Source organism: bacterium, from assembly GCA_016702305.1.
Taxonomy (GTDB): domain Bacteria; phylum Electryoneota; class RPQS01; order RPQS01; family RPQS01; genus JABWCQ01.
The window spans coordinates 1-21,054 of sequence record JADJEH010000009.1; the positions used below are offsets into that span (position 1 = coordinate 1).

Annotated in this window: 13 protein-coding genes; all 13 read right to left on the minus strand. The window is 59.5% G+C overall.

The window, feature by feature from the left end; genetic code table 11:
* Window positions 1-229, minus strand: a 229-nt coding sequence (locus tag IPH10_08930) for a COX15/CtaA family protein (protein ID MBK6911032.1), incomplete at its 3' end; no start/stop codon positions are given.
* 97 nt (window positions 230-326) lie between these two features.
* Window positions 327-1,901 carry a cytochrome c oxidase subunit I gene (gene ctaD / locus IPH10_08935; protein MBK6911033.1) on the minus strand — a complete coding sequence of 525 codons (1,575 nt, stop codon included), beginning with the start codon at window positions 1,899-1,901 and terminating at the stop codon, window positions 327-329.
* A complete protein-coding gene (gene coxB, locus IPH10_08940; GenBank protein ID MBK6911034.1) occupies window positions 1,894-2,661 on the minus strand; it encodes a cytochrome c oxidase subunit II in 768 nt (255 codons plus the stop codon). Before coxB ends, ctaD begins: the two co-directional genes overlap by 8 nt.
* Window positions 2,662-2,698: 37 nt before the next feature.
* Window positions 2,699-3,625, minus strand: a complete 927-nt coding sequence (locus IPH10_08945; protein ID MBK6911035.1) for a c-type cytochrome — start codon at window positions 3,623-3,625, stop codon at window positions 2,699-2,701.
* Entirely contained in the window at window positions 3,626-4,825 is a 1,200-nt protein-coding gene (locus tag IPH10_08950) for a hypothetical protein (GenBank protein MBK6911036.1), read from the minus strand. It lies immediately after the preceding gene.
* Window positions 4,826-5,387: 562 nt separating this feature from the next.
* Window positions 5,388-6,017 carry a cytochrome c gene (locus IPH10_08955; GenBank protein MBK6911037.1) on the minus strand — a complete coding sequence of 210 codons (630 nt, stop codon included), beginning with the start codon at window positions 6,015-6,017 and terminating at the stop codon, window positions 5,388-5,390.
* A complete protein-coding gene (locus tag IPH10_08960) occupies window positions 6,010-6,516 on the minus strand; it encodes a DUF3341 domain-containing protein (GenBank protein MBK6911038.1) in 507 nt (168 codons plus the stop codon). The genes IPH10_08955 and IPH10_08960 overlap by 8 nt, the downstream gene beginning before the upstream one ends.
* The gene (gene nrfD / locus IPH10_08965; GenBank protein MBK6911039.1) at window positions 6,509-7,789 is read right to left on the minus strand and encodes a polysulfide reductase NrfD; all 1,281 of its coding nucleotides are present in this window, start codon (window positions 7,787-7,789) and stop codon (window positions 6,509-6,511) included. The genes IPH10_08960 and nrfD overlap by 8 nt, the downstream gene beginning before the upstream one ends.
* 83 nt (window positions 7,790-7,872) lie before the next feature.
* On the minus strand, window positions 7,873-11,031 hold the full coding sequence (locus tag IPH10_08970; GenBank protein MBK6911040.1) for a TAT-variant-translocated molybdopterin oxidoreductase: 3,159 nt from the start codon (window positions 11,029-11,031) through the stop codon (window positions 7,873-7,875).
* Window positions 11,032-11,045: 14 nt separating this feature from the next.
* Window positions 11,046-11,552, minus strand: a complete 507-nt coding sequence (locus IPH10_08975; protein ID MBK6911041.1) for a cytochrome c3 family protein — start codon at window positions 11,550-11,552, stop codon at window positions 11,046-11,048.
* A gap of 427 nt (window positions 11,553-11,979) precedes the next feature.
* Complete coding sequence (locus tag IPH10_08980) at window positions 11,980-15,495, minus strand: hypothetical protein (GenBank protein MBK6911042.1); 3,516 nt, start codon at window positions 15,493-15,495, stop codon at window positions 11,980-11,982.
* A gap of 5 nt (window positions 15,496-15,500) precedes the next feature.
* Window positions 15,501-18,281, minus strand: a complete 2,781-nt coding sequence (locus IPH10_08985; GenBank protein ID MBK6911043.1) for a DUF2961 domain-containing protein — start codon at window positions 18,279-18,281, stop codon at window positions 15,501-15,503.
* 334 nt (window positions 18,282-18,615) lie between these two features.
* The gene (locus IPH10_08990) at window positions 18,616-21,045 is read right to left on the minus strand and encodes a TonB-dependent receptor (GenBank protein MBK6911044.1); all 2,430 of its coding nucleotides are present in this window, start codon (window positions 21,043-21,045) and stop codon (window positions 18,616-18,618) included.
* Window positions 21,046-21,054: the final 9 nt, after the last annotated feature.

The following is a 21,054-nucleotide window of genomic DNA, read 5'->3' on the forward strand; positions in this document are numbered from 1 at the left end:
TCCCGTCGGTCAGCGCGGGATAGGCCGTTTTGTAATCGTCAAAGACCGCCTGCCAGCCCGTTTCACTGAACGGCGGCAGCAGAGAACCGTTAATCAACGGCCAGTCGGGAATCGAAAGGCCCGACCCGGAGATGCGCACGAATCCTCCCCACAACATCAGCACTGTGATGAGCATGGAAAGGAACAGGAGCCACGAGGCTAACCTGCGTGCAGGGGAAATGTCAGTCATGGCGAATGCGCAATATGAAATATGAAAGATGAAGTCGGAAACGTGAACTCAAGCGCAAGCTGAATTCATATTTCAGATTTCAGATTTCATATATATATCAGGCGACGACCGGAATCGTCTTGAAGTTTTCCTTCGGCGGCGGCGAGCTGGTCATCCATTCCAGCGATCCCTGGATATCGTTGACCTCCCACGCGTCGTCTTTCGTGCCCGCGGCGAGCGGCTGGCGGATCGTCTGATAGACGTTCCACACAAACAGAATGCCGCCGATGAGCATGAACACATAGCCGAACGACATGAACTTATTGAGCGCTTCAAACTCCGGACGGTAGATGTACGTGCGGCGCGCCATGCCTTGCATGCCGGCCCAGTGCATCATGAAGAACGTCATGCTCATGCCGACAAACATGCACCAGAACACGATGTTGCCGATCTTCTCCGACAGGAACTTGCCGGTCATCTTGGGGAACCAGAAGTACGCGGCAGCCAACAGCGACATCACCGATCCGCCGAACAGCACGTAATGCAAGTGCCCGACGACGAAATACGAGTCGTGCAGCTGAATATCCACGGGCACGTTGCCCAGCCATACGCCGCCGATACCGCCGATCACGAAGAGCGAAATCATGCCCAGCGCGAACTTCATCGCGACGGTGAAGCGAATCGTGCCGCCCCAGATGGTGGCCAGCCACGAGAAGATCTTCACGCCTGTCGGCACGGCGATCAGCATGGTCATAAACGCGAAGAACGCGCGTACCCACGGCGACAGCCCGGTCGTGAACATGTGATGCGCCCAAACCATGAAGCCCAAGAAGCCGATGGCCGCGATGGCATAGACCATGCCGGTGTAGCCGAACACGCGCTTACGCGAAAACGCCGCGACGATGTGACTGATGGCACCGAAGCCCGGCACGATCATGATATACACCGCCGGATGCGAATAGAACCAGAATAGATGCTGATAGAGCACCGGGTCGCCGCCCTCGGAAGGCCTGAAGAAGCCCGTGCCGAAATGCCGGTCGAACAGGACCATGGTCACGGCGCCCGCCAGCACCGGTGTGCCGACCAGAATCATGAAAGCATTCGTCAGCCACGCCCACGCGTAGAGCGGCATCTTCATCAGATTCATGCCCGGCGCGCGCATGTTAAGAATCGTAACGATGAAATTTATCGCGCCTAAGATTGAAGAAGCGCCGGTGAGGTGCACCACGAAAATCCACATATCCACGCCCGGCGTGCCGCTATACTGCGCGCTGGTGAGCGGCTGATAGCTGGTCCAACCGCCGCCGGCCGCGCCGCCTTCAACGAAGAAGCTGGCGATACCGATCAACGCCGCCGGAATCAGCAGCCAGAACGAGAACGCATTCAACTTCGGGAACGCCATATCGCGCGCGCCGATCATGATTGGCACGAGGTAGTTGCCGAACCCGGCCATCGCCGGAATAATCACGAAGAAGATCATGATGGTGGCGTGCATCGTCACCACCTGGTTGTAGAGTTCCGGCGACACCACGCCGCCCGAACTTTCCCACAACTGCATGCGGAGGACTCCGGCGAGGAATCCGCCGACGATGCCCATGACCAACGCGAAGATCAGGTACATGATACCGATCTCTTTGTGGTCCGTGGAGGACAGGTAGCGCAGCAAGAGCGACTTAGGCTTAGCTTCAGCCATGCGCCGCCTCCATTTCCGCTTCAGGTTCGAGCATTTCGCTGTGCAGCGAGTCCGCCGGTGCAGCGGCAGCGTTCATCTTCTTCTCCAGCCATTGTCCAAACTCATCGTCGGATACCACTATTACGTCAATATACATTTCCCCGTGCAGCGGACCGCACAGTTCGGCGCACTGTCCCTTGTACTTCCCCGCGGGCGCTTTGAACCAGGCGTGTGTAATGCGGCCCGGGTTGGCGTCCTGCTTGACGCCGAAGCTCGGCACCCACCACGCGTGAATCACGTCCACGCTCGTCAGATTGAGCGTGACGATCTTATCGGCAGGCACGACCAGCGGTTCGTTGGCGAAGCCCACGTCGTAGCGTGGCAACCGGTATTCCCAGAAGAACTGATGGCCGATGACTTCGACGACGAGATCCGATTTCGGCGGCACCTCGATCTTCTTCAGCGTGCTGAACGCCGGAATCGAAATTGCCACAAGCACGAGTGCCGGAATCACGGTCCAGACGATTTCCAGTTTGACGTTGTCGTGGAAGGTCGCCGGTTTGTGGCCGCGCTTCGCGTTGAACTTCCAGATCGCATAGACCAGCAGCACCTGCGGCAGCAGCAGGAACGGCAGCGTCAGGCCAAGCATGATTTGGAAGGTGTCCCGCACTTCCTGCGCAACCGGTGTGACGGGATCGAACACCCACGACGTCACGGGATCGGCAAAGAGCGCGGCGGGCAACAGCAGCAGCGCGGACCAGGTGAGATGTTTCTTGAGCATCGGGGTAGTTTTGCCCTACTTAGCGAATTGCGAAATTCTAAAAGACCGCGAGTTGTTTGACGAACCCGTACAACGCGTCAAGCTGGGCGCGGGTTAGCGAGCCACAGCCCGGATGCACGCGGCCCGTCGAGCCCGTCAGAACGACATGGTCAAACGCGGCGCGATCGGCCAGCCACGGTGCGCCATAGGCGTTCAGGGGCGAGGTAACGATGTAACGGTAGGGATTCGCGCCGATCAACGTGCTCTCCATGCCTTCGCCAAACTTTCCGTGGCACGAAGCGCACTTCTGCAAATAGACCTGCGCACCGAGCGTCGTCTCGTCGTAAGCGCGCGTCGTTTTACCCAGCGGCAGGCCGGGATCAGTCACCTGCTGCATGGCCAGCCGAATGGGGATCCGGCCTTCCGTGCCCACCGCTTGCGCGACGCCGCCCGCAGCCGCGTCCGCGCCCGTCGGCGCTTCGGGCAGCTTGGCCACGATCGCATCGTCCGTCGGCGTGGGATTCGGAATGAGCGTGCGAATATAGTGTACCATTGCCCACACGTCCCGCGCGGGCAACAGCGAGAACGACGGCATGGACGTGCCCGGCGAACCCTTCATCAACGTATTGTGGAGCGCCGCGACGTCCGTTCCAAACTTGAATGTCTCGGTCTTGTAATTACGCGGCGGCGGATTCAATCCCGCGGAACGCGGGCCGTTGCCCTGTCCATCCGGGCCATGACACGACGAGCAATTGATTTCGTAAAGCATCTTACCGTCGGCTGCCAAACCGGTGTCTTTGGCCAGCGCGCGGTGGTTGACAACCTTTGCGGCGTCCAGCTCTTTGACGGGCGGCGGCAAGGAAGCCCCCACTCGCACGCCGCCGGCGAATTGCCAATTGAAGATCATCCCGATAAGTATGATCGCGAAAATGACCAGCGGGACGTAGAAGAAGACGCTGCTGTTCGTGGGGCTATACTTGCTCATTTATTCCCAGAACCTCCAATTAACGCTGGCCAACACACGCGGGTCACCGACCGGAATCAGCGAATGCTTACTCATCCAGCGCGACACCACGATCCCGAACAAACCGGCGAACATGGCCAAGATGCCAATTTCCATCCAGCCGATCATAACGAGTTCCGGATGATTGGACGGCATGGACAGCCAGAAGATGTCGAGGAACTGTCCGACCAGCACGCCCCAGCAGACCATCACGAGCCACTTTTCGTGTTTCTTCTGCCACTGGCTGATCAAACCGAAGAACGGCAGGATAAATTTGAAAAACCACGTCAGCACGGCGATAGCCAGCCAGCCGTGGTCGCTCCGCTTCAAATAGTAGTAGGTTTCTTCCGGCAGATTCGCGTACCAGATCAGCATGAACTGTGAGAAGCCGATATAGGTCATGAAGATCGTGAAGGCGAACAGCAGGCCGCTCAAGTCTTTGAGATGCGACGGTGTTGCGACATGCTTGAGCTGATCGCGTTTCAGGCTCACGAAGATAATCACCATCAGCGCCATCGTGCTCTGAATCACGCCGGCGAACGTATAGACCGTGAACATCGTCGAGAACCACTTCGGTTCGAGACTCATCAGCAGGTCGTACGAGAAGAATCCGAATGTCGGCGCGAACAGCAGCAGTCCGATGATCGAGAAGCGCGCGGCCTTCAGCGACAGGTCTTGATTTTGGCCGCCGTCCTGCGCCACCGAATAGGCAACGAGCTTGCGCGCCACGAAGAACCAGATGACGAAGAACAGCACATTGCGCGCCGCGAACAGATCAAAGCTCAGCCAACGCTGCTTGGTGGGGCTGGCGATTCCGTGCTCATGTCCCAGCCACGAATAGAGCTTCCCGCCCTCCATGCTGATCCCCACCAGCAGCACGATAAACAGCAGCGCTGCGACGGGTATGAAGCTCATGAACGCCTCAGCCAGCCGGCGCGGCACGACCGCCCAGTGTGACGTTACCGCGTGATTAATCGCGACGAAGACCATCCCGCCGAGGCTGAACCCCGTGAAGATGTACAGCGTCTGCATGTAATTTTGCCAGGCGCGCGTGGAGTCCACGGCCAGGCCGCCCAGGAAGGCCAGCGCACCGAGCACGGTCAATCCCATGAAGAGATTGGACAGCGACTTCGGCAGGGCCAGCGGCCCGGGATTCTCAATATGTGTTACTGTGGCGTGCATATTGTTGAAGAGATCCTTCTCTGAGGGATGCGATCGGCGACGGGAGTGAAACGGCCTGCGAACCGTTGAGATTGTTCACGACAGGTAACGCAGTGAACACCGAAGCTCGGAGGTGATCGCGGAAACTGTAGGACGCCTCGATAATTGCGGCGCCAAGGTCGCCTCCGGATTCTCGGTACTCTAACCCGTTGCTGGTATCACGCTCGGAGAATCTGGCGCGGCCACCGACATTGAACTCGTGCTGGGTAATCTGGACGTGAATGGCCGGGGGGATGAGCGTTTGCCTGGGTATGTTGCTTGTGGGCGACCGCCCGGCGTGGCAGTGGCGGCTGTCGTCTGGCCAGGGAAGGTCAGCGCCGCCCAGGAGCTCTGTCGCCCAGCCCTCTTTTCACGGTGCTCTGACCCCGGCCGTTCAAACGGGCAGTCGGCGGCTGATGGCGGGGAGTCCTTACTCCCGCTGGAGTTTGACATCTCGTCCGTCCGCCCCGACGGCGGCGGGGCTCGGCAAAGAGCGCGTTACTGCCCCAACACGACAACAAGGCGAGGAATTTCATTCAGACAGCTATCGCTTCGGCCAGAGCGCAGGCTTTGCCGTGTCCGGCGCGTCATCCACGAATTTGAATTTACCTGCAAGCATCGCCAGGCTGTCCTGCGGCTGCGGATGTGCGGCGCGCTGCAAGGCGCGCACATAGTGAATGATTGCCCAACGCTTCTCGGCCGGAACCTGCTGCTTATAGCTCGGCATCAAACCCTGTCCCATCATGATCGTATGGTAGATCCGGCCGTCCGACCAACCTAACAGCTTTTCCGACAACAACGATGGCGGCTGCGTGAATTTCGGGACGATATAACCCGCGCCGTCCCCATAAACGCCGTGACACACGACGCAATAGGTATTGTAGTACTTGCGGCCTGCGTCCAAAACTTCGGTCGTCGCGGTCACCGGATTGACCGTCGCGTTAGCGGCCAGCGTGTCGAGCAGAGCGATGGAGTATGGCTCAAAATTAACCGGTACCGTCCCCACCGGCGGCACCTTCATGCCCACGCCATTCGGCGAATTCGGATCGAACTCCTGCGCCTTTAGCGATGGCTGTCGGTACATATCCGGCATGTATTCCAACACCGGCATGCTCTTCTTGCCGCACGACATCATTAGAAATGCAGTCGTAATGAGCACCAAAATCTTATACATGCTTCACCTCTTCGGCGCCCGAGGCCTTCAAGTAGGCTTCGGCGTCGCCCGAGTTGACGCCGTCCAGGGGAATCACCAGACCGAACTTGTCGTCGGTGAAGCGCTCGTCGTGAATCTTCGGCGTCGTGGTCGGCAGTTTGCATGCCGCCCACATTGCGATAAACGTCGAGATACCGCCGATCAGCACGCCGCTTTCAAACATCACCGGGAAAAACGCCGGCCACGAGTTCTCGGGCTTGCCGCCGATATTCATCGGCCACTCGATCACATGTACCCAATACTCCAGCGTGAATCCGAGCGCGGCGCCGGTCAGTCCCATCGCCAGGGTCACCCACGGCACCCACGACGACTTTAGGCCCAGCGCCTTGTCCAGACCGTGAATCGGGTACGGCGTGTAGGCGTCGAGATGCTTCCACCCTTTTTTTCGCGCGCCGTCCGCCGCTTCCATCAGAATATCGGGATCGGAATAGACTCCGATCAGCACGGGATGCTTAGCCATGATAACCTACCTTCGACGTATCCGCCGGCTTGGGCAAGGTATGCTTGATTTCCGCGATGGAAATCGTCGGGAACAGCCGCACGAACAACAGGAACAGCGTCAGGAACAGTCCGAACGCGCCGATTGTCCAACCGAAGTCATAGATCGTCGGCGAGAAGTTGTCCCAGTTAGACGGGAGGAAATCGCGGTGCAGCGACGAAACGATGATGTTAAACCGTTCGAACCACATACCCACGTTCACCAACAGCGAGACGACGAACATGATAGGGATCGAGGTCCGCGCCTTCTTGAACCAGAAAATCTGCGGCACGACCACATTGCAGAAGAACATGATATAGAACGCCGTCGAGAACGGGCCGGTCAGGCGGTTCACAAACACGTAGCGCTCGAACGGATTCTCGCTGTACCACGCGATGAAGAACTCGGTCAGGTATGCGTAACCGACCAGCATGCCGGTGAGCAGGATGATTTTATTCATCAGCTCCATGTGCCGGATCGTAATGTACTGTTCCAGATTGAAGGCCGTGCGCATGAACACCAACAGGGTGACCACCATCGCAAAGCCCGAGAAGATCGCACCGGCGACGAAGTAGGGCGGGAAGATTGTCGTATGCCAGCCCGGAATCAGCGACGTCGCGAAGTCGTAGGACACTACGGTATGCACCGATAGCACCAGCGCCGTGCTCATACCCGCGAACAGCAGGTAGGCCTTCTCGTAATGATTCCAATCCCGCATCGAACCCGTCCAGCCCAGCGACAGCGCGCCGTAGAACTTCTTGCGCAGCAGGTTCTTGGCCTTGTCGCGCATCGTCGCGAAATCCGGCACCAGACCGGTGTACCAGAACAGCAATGAAATCGTGAAGTACGTCGAAACGGCGAACACGTCCCACAACAGCGGCGACCGGAAGTTTACCCAGAGTAGTCGGTCATTCGGATACGGGACAAGCCAATAGGCCAGCCATTGGCGACCGGTATGCAGCAGCGGGAAGATACCCGCCGTCATCACGGCGAAAATCGTCATGGCTTCCGCCGAACGATTGATGGCGGTTCTCCACTTTTGGCGGAGCAGGAACAGAATCGCCGAAATCAGCGTACCGGCATGGCCGATACCGATCCAGAACACGAAGTTGGTAATATCGAAGGCCCAGCCGTAGGGATGGCTGATACCGAAGATACCCTGACCGCGCGTCAACAGAATGTAAACGACGATGGCGCCGACGCCAAGCATCCCGGAGACCGTCAGAAAACCCAGCCACCACTTGATGTTGGGCATGCGTTCGGTCGGCGCGATGACGTCACGCGTTACGTCGCGCAGACGCAGATCGGTGGACAGAAATTGTTCAGAGGCGGGCGCACTCACGAGTGGTTTCCTCCATCATGGCTGGCCTCGCCGTGTCCGCCGGCGTGATCGCTGTCACGCAACGGACGATTCCGCAGCTTGGTGAAATAGGTCACCTGCGGCTTGGTATTCAGCTCGGCAATAACGTGATAGGCGCGCGGGTCCTGTTTCAGTTTGGACACAAGGCTATCCGGATTGTTGGTATTTCCAAAAGAAATCGCGTTGGTCGGGCACGTCTGCTGGCAAGCGGTCAGGAAGTCGCCGTCCTGCACCGGACGGTTGAACGTCTTGGCCTTCTCCTTGCCTTCGCGGATCCGCTGCTGGCAGAAGGTGCACTTCTCCATCACGCCCTTCTCGCGCACCGTCACTTCGGGATTAAGCGCCAGATTGAGCGGGTGCGGTTCGTAGGCCGCGAATGAGTATTCGTGCCAGTTGAAACGGCGCACCTTATAAGGACAGTTGTTTGAGCAATAGCGCGTGCCCACGCAGCGGTTGTAGACCTGCATATTGAGGCCCTCTTCGCTGTGCACCGTCGCCACGACCGGACACACCGTTTCGCACGACGCGTTGTCGCAGTGCTGGCACAGCATCGGCTGATAGGTGAACTCCGGCTCGTGCTCATCGCCGCTGTAGTAGCGGTCAATGCGAATCCAATGCATTTCGCGGCCCAGTCGAATCTGACCGGCACCGACGATCGGCAGATTGTTCTCGACCGAACACGCCGCGATACAGGCATTGCAGCCGATACACGCCGTCAGGTCAATCGCCATCCCCCACTTGTTGCCCTTGTATTCATGCTCGGGCCACATGGACATGGACGGATGCTCGTGCCACTGTCCGGCGTGCGGATCATGCAGAAAGGCTTCGAGCGCCGTTTCGGCCACGATCGGGCGACCTTCGGTGTAGTTATGTCCCTGCACGTCCGGCAGCTCTTCCCAGCGGCCCGTCGCTTCAATCGTCACCGCGTCACCCATGGTGCGCAGCATCGTCCCTTCGACCGCGCACAGCAGGAACGCGTTGCCGCCGACGTCATTGCCGACGCGACCGACGTTCTGGCGGCCCCAGCCGGTTTCAATCGTCAGCACGTCTTCGACGTCGCCCGGCTGCACGTGCACCGGGACTTCAATCGTCGCGCCGTTGGCCGTCACGCGCACATAGTCGCCATCGCGAAGCGCCAACCGACTGGCCGTCTTCGGCGCAAGGTTGGCAAAGTTCGTCCAGCACACGCGCGCCACCGGATGCGGCAATTCAAGAATCCAGGCGTTGTTACCGTTGCCGTCTTCGGTAAGGACGGGCGACGGCGCCACCACCAATTGCAGCTCACCACTCGCGCGCGTTGCGCTCAAACGGCTTAACCCGGCGCTGTTGAACGTGCGCGGCGTCGCAGGTTTGCGCAAATCCACGAAGCCGTCGCGCAGTGCGCCGTTCCAGAACGCGTGGAAGTCCGCGGCGAACACATCCGCCGAATAGACCGACGTCTGCCACACGCTCATAATGTAATCGTACCAACTGCCAACCACTTCGCCGAGACCTGGCACGGCGGCGGCCTGTGCGAATTTCAACAACGACTCTTCGGCGGCGCGGCAATCATGCAGCGGCATCACGGTCGGCTGAATAATCGAGTAGAGTCCAACCTGCGGTTCGGCATCACCCCAGCTTTCCAGCCAGTGCAATCCGGGCAGCAGGTACGTCGCCAGACGTCCGGTCTCATCGGCGCGGTCGCCCAGATGAATTATCGTCTTCGCCTTAGCCAACGCGGTCTTGACACCGCTCTTTTCGGGCAGGGAATAGACAGGATTGGTACCGAAGGTGATCAGCACGTCAATCTGCCCGCCGTCTAAGCGGCTCATCAGGTCTTGCAGACCGACCAGTGAACCGTCCGCCTGTTGCGACGGAGCGCCGTTGCCATCCACGGTAATCCCGTCGTTGCCGAGCATGGCGTTCAGCAGACATGCCACCAGCTGATGGTCCAGCGATTCGCCGCCCACCACGATGCTCTTGCCGCGCGCCGCCCATAGCTCCGCTGCGATGCGGTCAATCGTGCCGCTCTTCAATCCGTTTTCGCTTTCGCACTGCGCCGGCGACACCGTCCCGCTGAAGCTGACGCCGTTCGCGCCCATGCCCAAGAGCGCGGTCGCCACGGCCAAACCGAAGCGGACGCTTTGCCCGGGCTTCATGCGGAAGCGTTCATCGGCGTTCGAGGATGTAAGCGTCGTCGAGCAGTCCGCGCTCACCAGCTTGTTCAAGTGCTTCTCATGCAGCTTTCGCTTGCTGCCGAAGGCTACCGACCACTCGTGGCTGGCATAGCCGCTGCCGAGGAAATCGCCGTCCAGACTCAGAACGTAATCGGCCTTGTCGAAATGCAGCGCGGGCAGAACCGGCGCGCCGTAGCATTCCTGATTGGCAAGCCGCGTCGCTTCGCGCGTCCAACCATCGTAGCTGTAATGCGAAGCCCCCAGGCTCGCGCAGAAGTCCGCGATAATCTTCTTACGCGCCGGGCCGTGTACCGTCCCGGTCAGGACCGCGATCCGGCCGCGTGCCGCCTTGAGTAATTCGCCGATTTCACCGTCCGCGACGTTCCATGAAATCACTGACGGCGTGCCTTCGACCATCTTCACCGGGCCGTTCAGGCGGTCGGGGTCATAGAGATTAAAAATCTCATATTGCCCGCGCGCGTCCAGCGTGCCTTTCGACAGCGGATGCTGCGGATTACCTTCGAGCTTGATCGGCCGTCCTTCACGCGTCTTGATCAGCACGCCGTTGCCCTGCGGGCCGCCGGCTGCCGACGCGTAGAAATTCGGAACGCCGAGCACGATCTCTTCGGGCTGATTGATATACGGAATGATCTTCTGCGCCGGTCGCAGGCCGCAGCCTGCCGTCGCGAACACCATCGCCGCGCCGGACAGCTTCATGAAGTCGCGCCGCGACAGCCCGCTCTCTTCACCGCCGTTCTGCTTGACTTTCAGCTCCATGAATCCCGCGGCTTCCGAGATCAGCGTCGGCGCCCCGGTCAGCGAGAACTTCGTGCCCTGCTCTTCCTTCGTGAAGAACTCTTCGGGCTTGGAGTAAAACTCGGAATGTTTGACGGCCAGCGCCGCCTCATCGCCCCGCAATTCGCCCAGCGTCGTCCAGTGACGCGGCTTGGCTTCGGAAGCGGGAGTCGTCGGTTGGTGCATTGCGTTATCTCGGCTCATTGGTGGCACGCATTGCAGTCCTGGGGACCGCCGTTGTCTCGATGACACTGCAAGCAATCACCCATGTTCAGCTTGCGATATTGATAGACCTTATCCATCGTCTCGACCGGTCCGTGGCATTCCGCGCAGTCAAATCCCTTGCGGATGTGCCACTGGTGCGAAAAAATCGCATGATCCGGCACGGCGTGAACACGCTCCCACTGGATCGGCTTGCCCGTGTTATAGGCTTCGGTCAGCTTAATGATGTTGGGCTTGTTGACGGCAACCACACTATGGCAGTTCATGCACACGTTCATCGCTGGCACAGTCGCGTGCCGCGAATTCTCCGCCGATGAATGGCAGTACAGGCAGGGGATATGATTATCACCCGCATGAATCTTGTGGCTGAACGGGATCGGCTGTTCAGGCGCGTATCCCTGATTACTCCAGGCCCACATAAACATGTTGTAGCCAATCACCAGCGCGGCCACGGTGTAAAGCAGGCCGAGGACCTTACGGCTCACAGGACGTCCTCAGGGTTGGTGAAAAAAATCGCAAACTTTACCTGTCCCCATGCTGTAAGCGGTCGCATGCGGCAAAAGTATAGAGAATTCATGAAATTAGCGGCCCGAAATGGCGTGCAGGAAGGCCGATTTGATGAGGAGGGAACACCAAGGTGCTAAACCGTCGTGAATATAACACTTCTCGCTGTGCCACGCAACGTGAAGCCTATTGAATTTTGTGCAACTTAGCTCCCCGCAATCTGAAAGAGCCTCCTTACAAATCTTCACAATTTTGTCCAGTTTTATCGGTTCGAAGCCAAATGATCCTCCCGTATCTCTAACATTTTCACCTCGTCTCACAAATCAATTGCATAGACTCGCAAAAAACAATACCCGGCATGTCCTGCCGGGTATTCAACTTTGTCTGAATATGACAAACTAAGTCAATTTATCTATGCCTCTCTGACCCCCCAGCCGCACCGCCCGCCGAGTCCAGCGGCACGGTAACTCCCTCGTTGGGTGCCGCGGCCACCGCTGGCTCCAGCCGGGCTACAACGTAGAAGAACTTCTGCCCCTCGAGATCGTACGTGTCCCAACGCGACTCACTACCGTCCGTGGTCGCGATGACAGAGTATACCCCGTCAGGCGTGTCCGCCGCATAGACGTCAAAAAAATCCGGCACCGTGGCCACGCCGTTAATGTAAAAGGTCGGCTGCGTCCAGCGTAGAATCAACAGCCCATCCACGGCGAGCTGAATGGTCAGGTCGTTCACACGGCCGTTCGGTACGTTCTCCAAATTGCCGATCTCGATAAACGGGCCATTCTGGAAGTACGGCTCAGCCTGGCCGTTCAGCCACACGAAGGTCGTCGTCGGTGCGTAGAAGCGCGCCCAATCCCCGACCTGCCCGTCAATCCACAACGTGTCGGCGTTGACGGTCCATTCAACATCCATCGGCGTCGGGGACTCGTACAGCCGACGGGCCGGCGCACCCCAGTCCACAGTCTGGCCTTGCCGCACTGCGCCGTAGGTGAATTCACCTGTTGCCGGATTCCGCACGGTCACGGAAAGCTGCGCGTCCGTCCACAACGAGTCCACGTCAATCGCTCCGACGTAGCCGTGCCGGATCGCGGCCGTCACCTCAAAACCGGCGTGGTCATCCAATCGCAGCACACTCAGATTACGGTCGCCAAACAGCAGTTCCGCATCCGACGATCCCGGCTGCCGCGGGTAGAACACATTGACAAATCGCACCGACGTGTCCGGCGTCGCGTTCGAGACGCGCTGGCCCCAACCGCCCCAATCCGTCTTATAGTAGTAGTCGAACCCATTTGACAACGTCCGGCTGGCCGGCGCCAGCATGTGCATATCGCTGTCCGTCCACGTCCCGTTGATGAAGATCTTGTTGCCCTGCGTCGAGAAGATATTGCTCGGATTGCGCACAATGTACGTAAACGTCGCGGGACTGCTGGAACGCATGTCATCCAGCACCAGCAGCAGGTCGGGCCGCACATACAGCATATGCCGTTGGTAGCGCGTCAAGCCGAGCGTAGATGGATACGACGAGGTCGCGTCGCCGACGACGTAGTCAGTGTGCTTGAGAAAGAATGTGTCAATCAAGGACGGGTTCATCTGCAATTCGTTCGCGGGCAACGGCCACGTCCCTTTTGTGCTGTCACCGATCTGCCCCTGACCGTTCACGAGCATCGTCGTGCTGTTGAACGTGCGGTGCTGCGGTGATTGCAGGCCCGCCGACTGAACGATGTAATCCGGTCCGTAAGCCAGTGTAAACGAATTCTGCTCAGGCAGAAAGTGCGACGGTTCCCAGCCGCCCACCGCGCCGGCTCCCCAGTAAGTTTCATAGGCGTTGCGCCCGCCGACCAAACCGCATTTCAACGTGACATAGGTCGAGGTCGTGTCGTTCCACGCGCTGCGCCCGAAATAGGTATCCTGATCCGTCGCCACCCACGACAGGTCCGTCGGCACTGTCTGCGAAATTGTGGGATCATAGAAGAAGTAGCCGCACGGCCCGTCCCACGAGTAGCCCATGCGATTGGCGATGCGCTGGCGCATCCACTGCGCTTCGGTGTTGTTGTACTCCCGCGCAAACAGCGCCAATTGGTCATCCGGCCCGTACCACTCGTCGTTCTGCGCCTCATTGATCATGGGCATCTGCTGCGGCAGCGGCATCGAGCCGTAGATGCGGTACTGCGCCATGGACTGAATGAACGGCGTGTCAAAGTAGTCAATGTTCTGCTGTTCCCGCAACAGCCACAGGTGCGGCAGCATCGTCCATGTGATGAAGCCCCAGTAATTCATCGCCTCATACCACGATCCGTCGGCTACGGGGCCGTACAGCGCCAGAATATTATCGAGGTTATCAACCGCCATCTGCTCCCAGATTTGCGCTTCCGGCTCTTCTTCCATCAGGCCGTAGCTCGCCGATCCCAGATAGCTCATGCAATTGACGTTGTGGTTGTGGATATACGCGTCCGGCCACCACACCCAGCGCGGCTCGGCGGCGGCCAACCGCTGCATCTGCTCGCGCAGGCGCGTTTGAATCGTGTCGCGCTGCGCCTTGGTCCAATAGGGATAGAGCCAGTCGTACGCCAGCGCCAGCGAAAACGCGCAGCGGCCGGAATAGATATCCATATCCACGATGCCCGGCTCCCAGTGCGGATAGCGGCACAGCGCCAGCGCGTTGTTCTTCGCGTGATTGATGTACGTCGCCGTCGGCGTGATCACCGCTTTCAGCGATCCGATGGCGATAATGCTCGCGACCTGTGAGTAGTTCACATCTTCCCACAGCGACGGTGCCGGCGGCACATAGGCCAGGTCCTGCGCCACGCGCGTGTTGAGCTGCTGGTACATCGCCAAGTGCGTTGTCACCGCCTGCGTTTGCAGCGTCGGAATCTGCGCTGCCGTGAAGAACAGTTTCGGATGCACGGCATTGTCAAACGTCGTTACGAGCAGACCCGCGCTGTTGTTGTCGCTGTACGCGTCACCGCCCAGGGGCTGCAACACCATGCGCAAATAGTAGCGCGACTCCACCGGCGGCGTCCACGTGAAGAGCAGCGAATCGTCGTCGAATGCCGCCAACGTGTAGGCCGCCGTGTCAATATCGGTCCACGCACTCGAATCCGTCGAAGCCTGTAAGATTACGCTGCCGCTGTCGGCGCTGTTGGCAAAGTTGCGCACCTTCGCCCATACCGGGCAATTCTGATTGAGCGCCGTGCCCAGCCCGTAACCCATGTCAATGATGCCGGCGTCATCGGGATTCTGCAGGACCCAGTTGACGAGATTGGTGATCAACGTGGTGCGCACGCTGCTGGTGGTCTGGACGCGCTGTAAGGAACCGCACACGAACGCCTGGCGCGGCGCGGCGGCGATCGCCACGGTGCCCGGCTGATTCTGATATTGGATAACCAGCGTGCCGCCGTGGGCCAATCTGGCTTTGTCGGGCTGGCTACCGCCGGCAAAGCCCGTCGCGGTGAACGTCCCCGGCAAGCCTGCGGCAATCGGATGCCCCGGCACGACGACCTGATGCGTGTACACGGTCTGCTTGGCGCGCTGCCAATCCGCATGCATGACGTGCTGCTCGAATTCGGGATAGGCTCCGCCGTAGCTCGCGATATTGGAGCCTTCCGTCACCAGTCGCCCGCCCTGTTGCGCAAACAGTGTCAGGATCGAGTCAATCGTTCCCGTGGCGCGGCGCTCCGACCCGTGAAAGAACACGGCGTCGTAATCCCACAGCGTGTCAATCGGCGGCCAGCCCAGCGTGAGTTGATCCCACACGCGCACGGCATGACCTGCGCTCACCAACGGCGTCTGAATGGTGGATGTAAACGGCCCTGTCCCCTTGTGGAACGTGGAGGCGATCAACAGAATGTCCGCCGCCGCGGCCATGCGCGCTCCGGCGGAAAGTACAATCACAAGGCTTAACAGTCGCAAAATACGCATAGTCATCGAGTTTATTTCAGCAGCAGCATTTTCTGTGTCCACATCGCGTCGGGCAAACTTAACCGCGCCAGATACAAACCGCTGGCGCACTCCGGACAGGCAAACTCACGTTCATAACTTCCCGCCTCAAACCGCCCTTCGGCCAATACGGCCACGCGCTGTCCGAGCAGGTTGAAAATCTCAAGTTGAATCGGCGCACTTTGCAGCAGCGTGAAGCGCAGCCGCGCCGTCGCGTTAAACGGATTCGGATACGGCGGCAACAGCGCCGCCGACTGCGGCAGCGCCCGCGGCGCGCGCGCGTCCGACGGAATCTCAATGTGAAACTCGGATTCAAGAATGATTTGATCGAGAATCATGTCAACATTGCCCGCCGTATCGAACGGCACTGTGCCTGTAAATTTGACAACGTGATTCCCGGCTTCGAGATAGCGCCATGCGCCGCGCAGCGTATCGCTGCGGCTCCACACGTTATCGGCCAGCGTCGTATCCCACGCGACATGCCGGGCGATGTCCGGCAGGCTGTCCAGAAGCATCGCAAGCTCGCCGCCGCGAGTGGAATGACCCACGAAGTAGCTTAAGCGGTAGTTCCCCGCGCTGCGCACCGGCAAGACGAAACTGGCAAACTCGCCGGTGGTATCCACGGTCATGCGCCGCACCAGCATCCGTCCCCATGTCGTTTCGTCGAGTCCGTCGCTGTAGTCACAGGCGCACAATTCCGTCAATGAGCCGCCCTGCACCAGCGCCACGGGCATGCGTTCAATTTCAAAGCGTTCCAGCCGCACCGCCGTCAAGAATTCCTCCGATACGGCCACCGGATAGCCCTCAATGGAAATCGCGTGAGCCTCAATCTGCGCGCGCGTCTCAGGAACGAGCTCGGGCAACAGCGGCATCACCACCCGCCCGCGCACCACGCCGTCGGCATCCGCTTCCGGCGGTGTGCCGACCCACGGCAGCGTGACGCCGGCGAATTCAATCGAGATACTCTCGAGCTCGGGGTAGCCTCTTCCTTCAATTTCCAGCGTGTCCGCCGCGCACGCAAAGCCGTTGATCTCGTCTCGCTTCAGACGGAACGAGACTTCCGGCGCCGTGAGCTGCGCCCACGCCTCGACAATCGTCTCCTGGCCGTCGTTGAACTCGGCCACCAGCGGAGCCGAGCCGCCCGCGCTAAAGGGTGCGCGTACGCGAACGACCAGCACGGAATCAACCACGGTCGTATTCCCACCGACGATGTCAAGCGGATAGCCGTTCCAAATCACGCGCTCGAGGATCCGGCCGTTGCGTTGTCCGCGCCCGAAAATAGTCAGCACTTCACCCGCGTGCGCAGAGTAACTCGAATCCTGGTCGCGCACTCGCCAGCGTTGCGGCTCGACGTAGCCCCACGCAATACTGCGGAAGTTCCCCGTCAGATGTCCCCACGCGCCGACTTCAAAGTCCATCGTCAGCGATTCGTCGAACGGCATCGGGTCGGTTAAATGCCAGTGATACGCTGCAAAATCGTTATTGGTGACCGTCACCACACCATGGGCGTAATTGCGGGTCAACGCCGGTTGGTTGTTCGCGCCAATCCAGCGATTGCTGCCGTTAAAATACTCCGGAGTGCCCAAACCCGCGCGCACGATGTCACCGTCCACGCTGATCACTTCATCTCCTTCGAGCACGGCTCCCGACGTGTTGTCGGCCTCCCAGTACAGCCCCAGAAAATGCCCGCGCCCGGCCAACTCCGCCGCCCGGAACGGTAGGAACCGCGCCGTCGGAGTGCTTCCGTTCACCTGCCCCGCTAACCGATAGGCCGGCACATCCTGCGGCGCCAGGGTCACGACATCCAACCCGATGCGCACACGGTTGGTGTTCGGCGTCACGACATTGTTCTCGATCTCGACTCGCACGCCCGTTGAAAACGGCAGCGGTGCCTGAAAATAGAGCGTGTCTCCGATTCGGCCCGTCAGTGCCGAGGTGTAGCTTGTCACGCCCTCCGAACAGCCAAACAGCATACCGACCTTCGCCGAGATGCTCGGTTCGGGATTGTGATCTACATAGATCCGCGCTACCGTGCGGTCCAGATAGCTGCGGGTCGTATCCTGCGGCACCATCCACACCCGTCGGACCACACCCGCGCCCTCATGATCAACCAACTCCGCCGTAACAAACGATGGCAGCGTCGAATCCGCCAGCATCGTCTGGGCGGGTAGATTGGCAAAGAACGGTCGCGTCGGCTGGTTCCACATCGTCTCCAAAGTGTCGCGCTTCAGGAAGAACGGCAGCGGGACAGGGTAGCGGAACGACTCGAACGCCGTGCCTTCTGGATAAATTAGCGCCGTGCCATGATAGGCGATGCTATTGCCGATATAGGTGATGCGCAGGCGGTCCTGAAAGGGAATCGGCACGTAGTTCCACGACCACCCTGACAGTGAATCCGCTAAGGGCGGCAGGAACGGTGACGTGCGTCCGCACAAGGAGTCGGCCCGCACGTTAAGCTCGTCTTCAAGGAACGAGTCAATGTAGAACTTGAAGCGCAGGTCCGCGCCCGGATTACGCCGTGTCCAGCCGAACTCGGCCAGGCAACCCGGTCCGGAAATATCGCAGAGGATATTCCAGTTTTCGGAGTCGAGTCCGAGGTAGTTTCCGCCGTCCTCGTTGGTCAACCCTTCCCCACGGCTGGAAAAACACTCCACTCGTTCATGCGCGACAGGTCCGCACAGCAATTCGCGGCGCAACAGCGGCTCCCAGTAGACTTGGGCAGAGCCGACCTGTGCACCCGCCAAGACGGTCAGGAGCCAGATTTTTCTGAACATTTGGGGCATAATCATGGGCTGTCCCGGCGCAAGAACCAAACCAAACAGGGGCCTTCTCGCGGGCCGAATCCAGCTATACAATGTACGCTCCCTCGTGGGCATTCCGCAACCACCTCCGGTCAATTTCAAAGTCCGCTCGTTAATTGTAAGATTAATATTTTCAATGGTTATGTCCAGATCGCTCGCGCGAGCCACCCCGTTCCCTGGCCGCCAGAGGAACGACCGGGTTGCACCGCCGCCCAAGAGCAAGCGGGCGGACCACATTCATGGCCCGCCCGCCTCCGCTTTCCGCATCCCGCACCGCACCAGTCAAAACTCGCTCCCGGGGACCCAACTAAAGTTCGAGCTTAACCCCGCCGATAAAGAATGCCCGAAACTGATAGGCTTCAATCCGTTCCCCGCTGTCGTCGAAGATATATTCGGCGATATTGGCGCGGTTGAGCACATTCTGCAATTCGAGGAAGAACACCAGCGAGGTCGCGCCGATGTAGTGTTTGTTGTCGAGCCGCACGTCCCAACGCACGTAGTCCGGATAGCGGTCCGTATTATAGCCGTCTTTATACCAATGGGCCTCATACACCGGATCCGGCGCGCCGCCGCCTTCCGCATACCACACGTTGCGCGTGAACGGTCGCCCGCTCATGTACCGCAGCCGTGACGCAAACGTCAATTCATCGCCATTGATCGGCAGCGCGTGCGTCAGCCAACCGTACCACTGCTTCTGGAAGTTGCGATAGCCTTCGTTGCGGCTGAAGTTCGTCTTGTAGCCGCCGACCAATGTCACCACATGCCGGTAGTCGTGCTGGCCGGGCCGCACACCATAGGCCGGATCGTCGGTCTCGGTGCGCCCGTACGAGTAGCTCGCGGTGCCGTACCAGTGCTGCGCGAGCTTCTGCTGCAAGAACAGCTCGGCGCCAAACGCTGTTTTGGTCCGCTCAGGCAGCCGCCGCTGCGACCGATAACCGTAGTCCCCCGTCGTCTCGCGCACGATATCTTCTGCGCTCACCAACAGATCATCGTACTCCTTGTAGTAGCTCTCAATCGAGATCAAGCTGCTGGCGCGTGGAATCCAGCGCATCCCCAGAACATACTGAATTGCGCGATAGTGTTCGAGCTTCCGGTTCCCGCCATTCGGCTCTTCCGTGTACGTCGTGAACGGATGCGATTGATAGTACCAACCGTACGCGGCCGCAATCGTCACGTTGCGCCGCGCGTCATAGCTCGCCGCGAATCGCGGCCCCAGCTTGTGATCGCCTGAATACTCGAAGCCGTCATAGCGCAGGCCGGGCGTAAACGACCACGCCTTGGCCGGGCGCCACGCGTATTGCGCGTACGCACCGTACTTGGGCGATGTTGCGCGCTCCTGAATGCGATAGGCCGCTTGCACAAACGTATCCGGCAGGGCATTCTGACTGCCGAGATAGCCGTCTTCAAAAATGACGGTATCATTGGCGAAGTAGATGTCGTGCTCAAACGTCACCGGCTTGATGCTGCCGCCCAGCGACCACTCGTCGCGGTCCCGGGCGCCGCCGTTCCAGCTCAGGCTGGCCTGTTGCGTCATCTCGGCGCTGTTATTCGAGAACTCCTTGGTCAGGGCGCGCCGACCCTGCGCGTCGTATTCGGCGTTGGCGACTTCGGCATTGTAAGTCGCGCGCGTCGCGCCGACCACCAAATCCGTGAAGCTCCGACCCCATAGACTGCGCAGCCGCGCTCCCGCAATGAAACGGTCACCAAAATATTCCACGGACTCAGCGCCCCGCGAAAACGCCGACGGTTCGTCGTCGTTGAAGTAGATTTCATCCTTGCCCAACAGCCCGTTGACGGTCAACTTGTGATTCGCGCTAAGATCGTAAGTCAGCTTCCCCTGCACGTCCCAATAGTTCGGCACCGCGGTCAACCCGATCGCCCCTTGCGGAAACAGATCGAGATAGCTCTTGCGCGCCGATAGAATCACGGCGCCCTTCCCGCGTGCGATTGGACTTTCCACCAGCCCACCCGCCCCGGCCATGGACATCTCGAGCTCGGCCTCGCGCGTCTCGCGCGAGCCATCACGCAACTCCAGATTCAGCACGCTCGACGCGCGGTCGCCGTATTTCGCTGAGAAGCCGCCCGACGCAAAGGTCACGTCGCGCAGAAATTCCGGATTGAGCAAGCTAATCGGACCGCCGCCGCCCTCCTGATAGCCGTAGTGATTGATGTTGTCAATCTCCAGGCCGTCAATGATGGTCAGGTTCTCATTCGGACTGCCGCCGCGCACGACGATCTCGTTGTTCTGATCATTTTCGCTCAGCACGCCGGGGAGTGCTTGAATGATGCGTTGCACATCGGCCGCTCCGCCCGGTGCGCGCCGCACCTCTTCATAGGACAGCGAGCGCGCGGACGTCGGCATATCATGCTGCACTTCGGCGAAGAAGCCCGTGCTGATGGTCACCTCTTCGCCTTCATACACCTTCTCGCCAAACGCTAACTCCACTTCCGTCGTACGATGCGGCAAGATCTCCACTTCCGCTTTGACGACGACTTCGTAGCCGAATGCGTAGCCCTGCACGTGATACGTGCCCGGCTCGACATGGTCAATGGAGAATTGACCGTCGCCATCGGACAGCGCGCTGCCCGGATTGTTTACAAAGCTGATTTGCACCGCCGCCAGCGGTTCGCGCGTCGCCGCATCTAACGTCCGGCCGCGCAATGCGCCGGTCGCGGCATAGCCCACCTGCGTCGCCATGCACAGCATGACCACCAACAATTTCGCGGCCTTTAGCATAATATCCTC

Excerpts from the sequence above, each read along its gene's own strand:
- ctaD (MBK6911033.1), bottom strand. The coding sequence starts at position 1,901 with ATGGCTGAAGCTAAGCCTAAGTCGCTCTTGCTGCGCTACCTGTCCTCC.
- coxB (MBK6911034.1), bottom strand. The coding sequence starts at position 2,661 with ATGCTCAAGAAACATCTCACCTGGTCCGCGCTGCTGCTGTTGCCCGCC.
- IPH10_08945 (MBK6911035.1), bottom strand. The coding sequence starts at position 3,625 with ATGAGCAAGTATAGCCCCACGAACAGCAGCGTCTTCTTCTACGTCCCG.
- IPH10_08950 (MBK6911036.1), bottom strand. The coding sequence starts at position 4,825 with ATGCACGCCACAGTAACACATATTGAGAATCCCGGGCCGCTGGCCCTG.
- IPH10_08955 (MBK6911037.1), bottom strand. The coding sequence starts at position 6,017 with ATGTATAAGATTTTGGTGCTCATTACGACTGCATTTCTAATGATGTCG.
- IPH10_08960 (MBK6911038.1), bottom strand. The coding sequence starts at position 6,516 with ATGGCTAAGCATCCCGTGCTGATCGGAGTCTATTCCGATCCCGATATT.
- nrfD (MBK6911039.1), bottom strand. The coding sequence starts at position 7,789 with ATGCCCAACATCAAGTGGTGGCTGGGTTTTCTGACGGTCTCCGGGATG.
- IPH10_08970 (MBK6911040.1), bottom strand. The coding sequence starts at position 11,031 with ATGCACCAACCGACGACTCCCGCTTCCGAAGCCAAGCCGCGTCACTGG.
- IPH10_08980 (MBK6911042.1), bottom strand. The coding sequence starts at position 15,495 with ATGACTATGCGTATTTTGCGACTGTTAAGCCTTGTGATTGTACTTTCC.
- IPH10_08985 (MBK6911043.1), bottom strand. The coding sequence starts at position 18,281 with ATGTTCAGAAAAATCTGGCTCCTGACCGTCTTGGCGGGTGCACAGGTC.
- IPH10_08990 (MBK6911044.1), bottom strand. The coding sequence starts at position 21,045 with ATGCTAAAGGCCGCGAAATTGTTGGTGGTCATGCTGTGCATGGCGACG.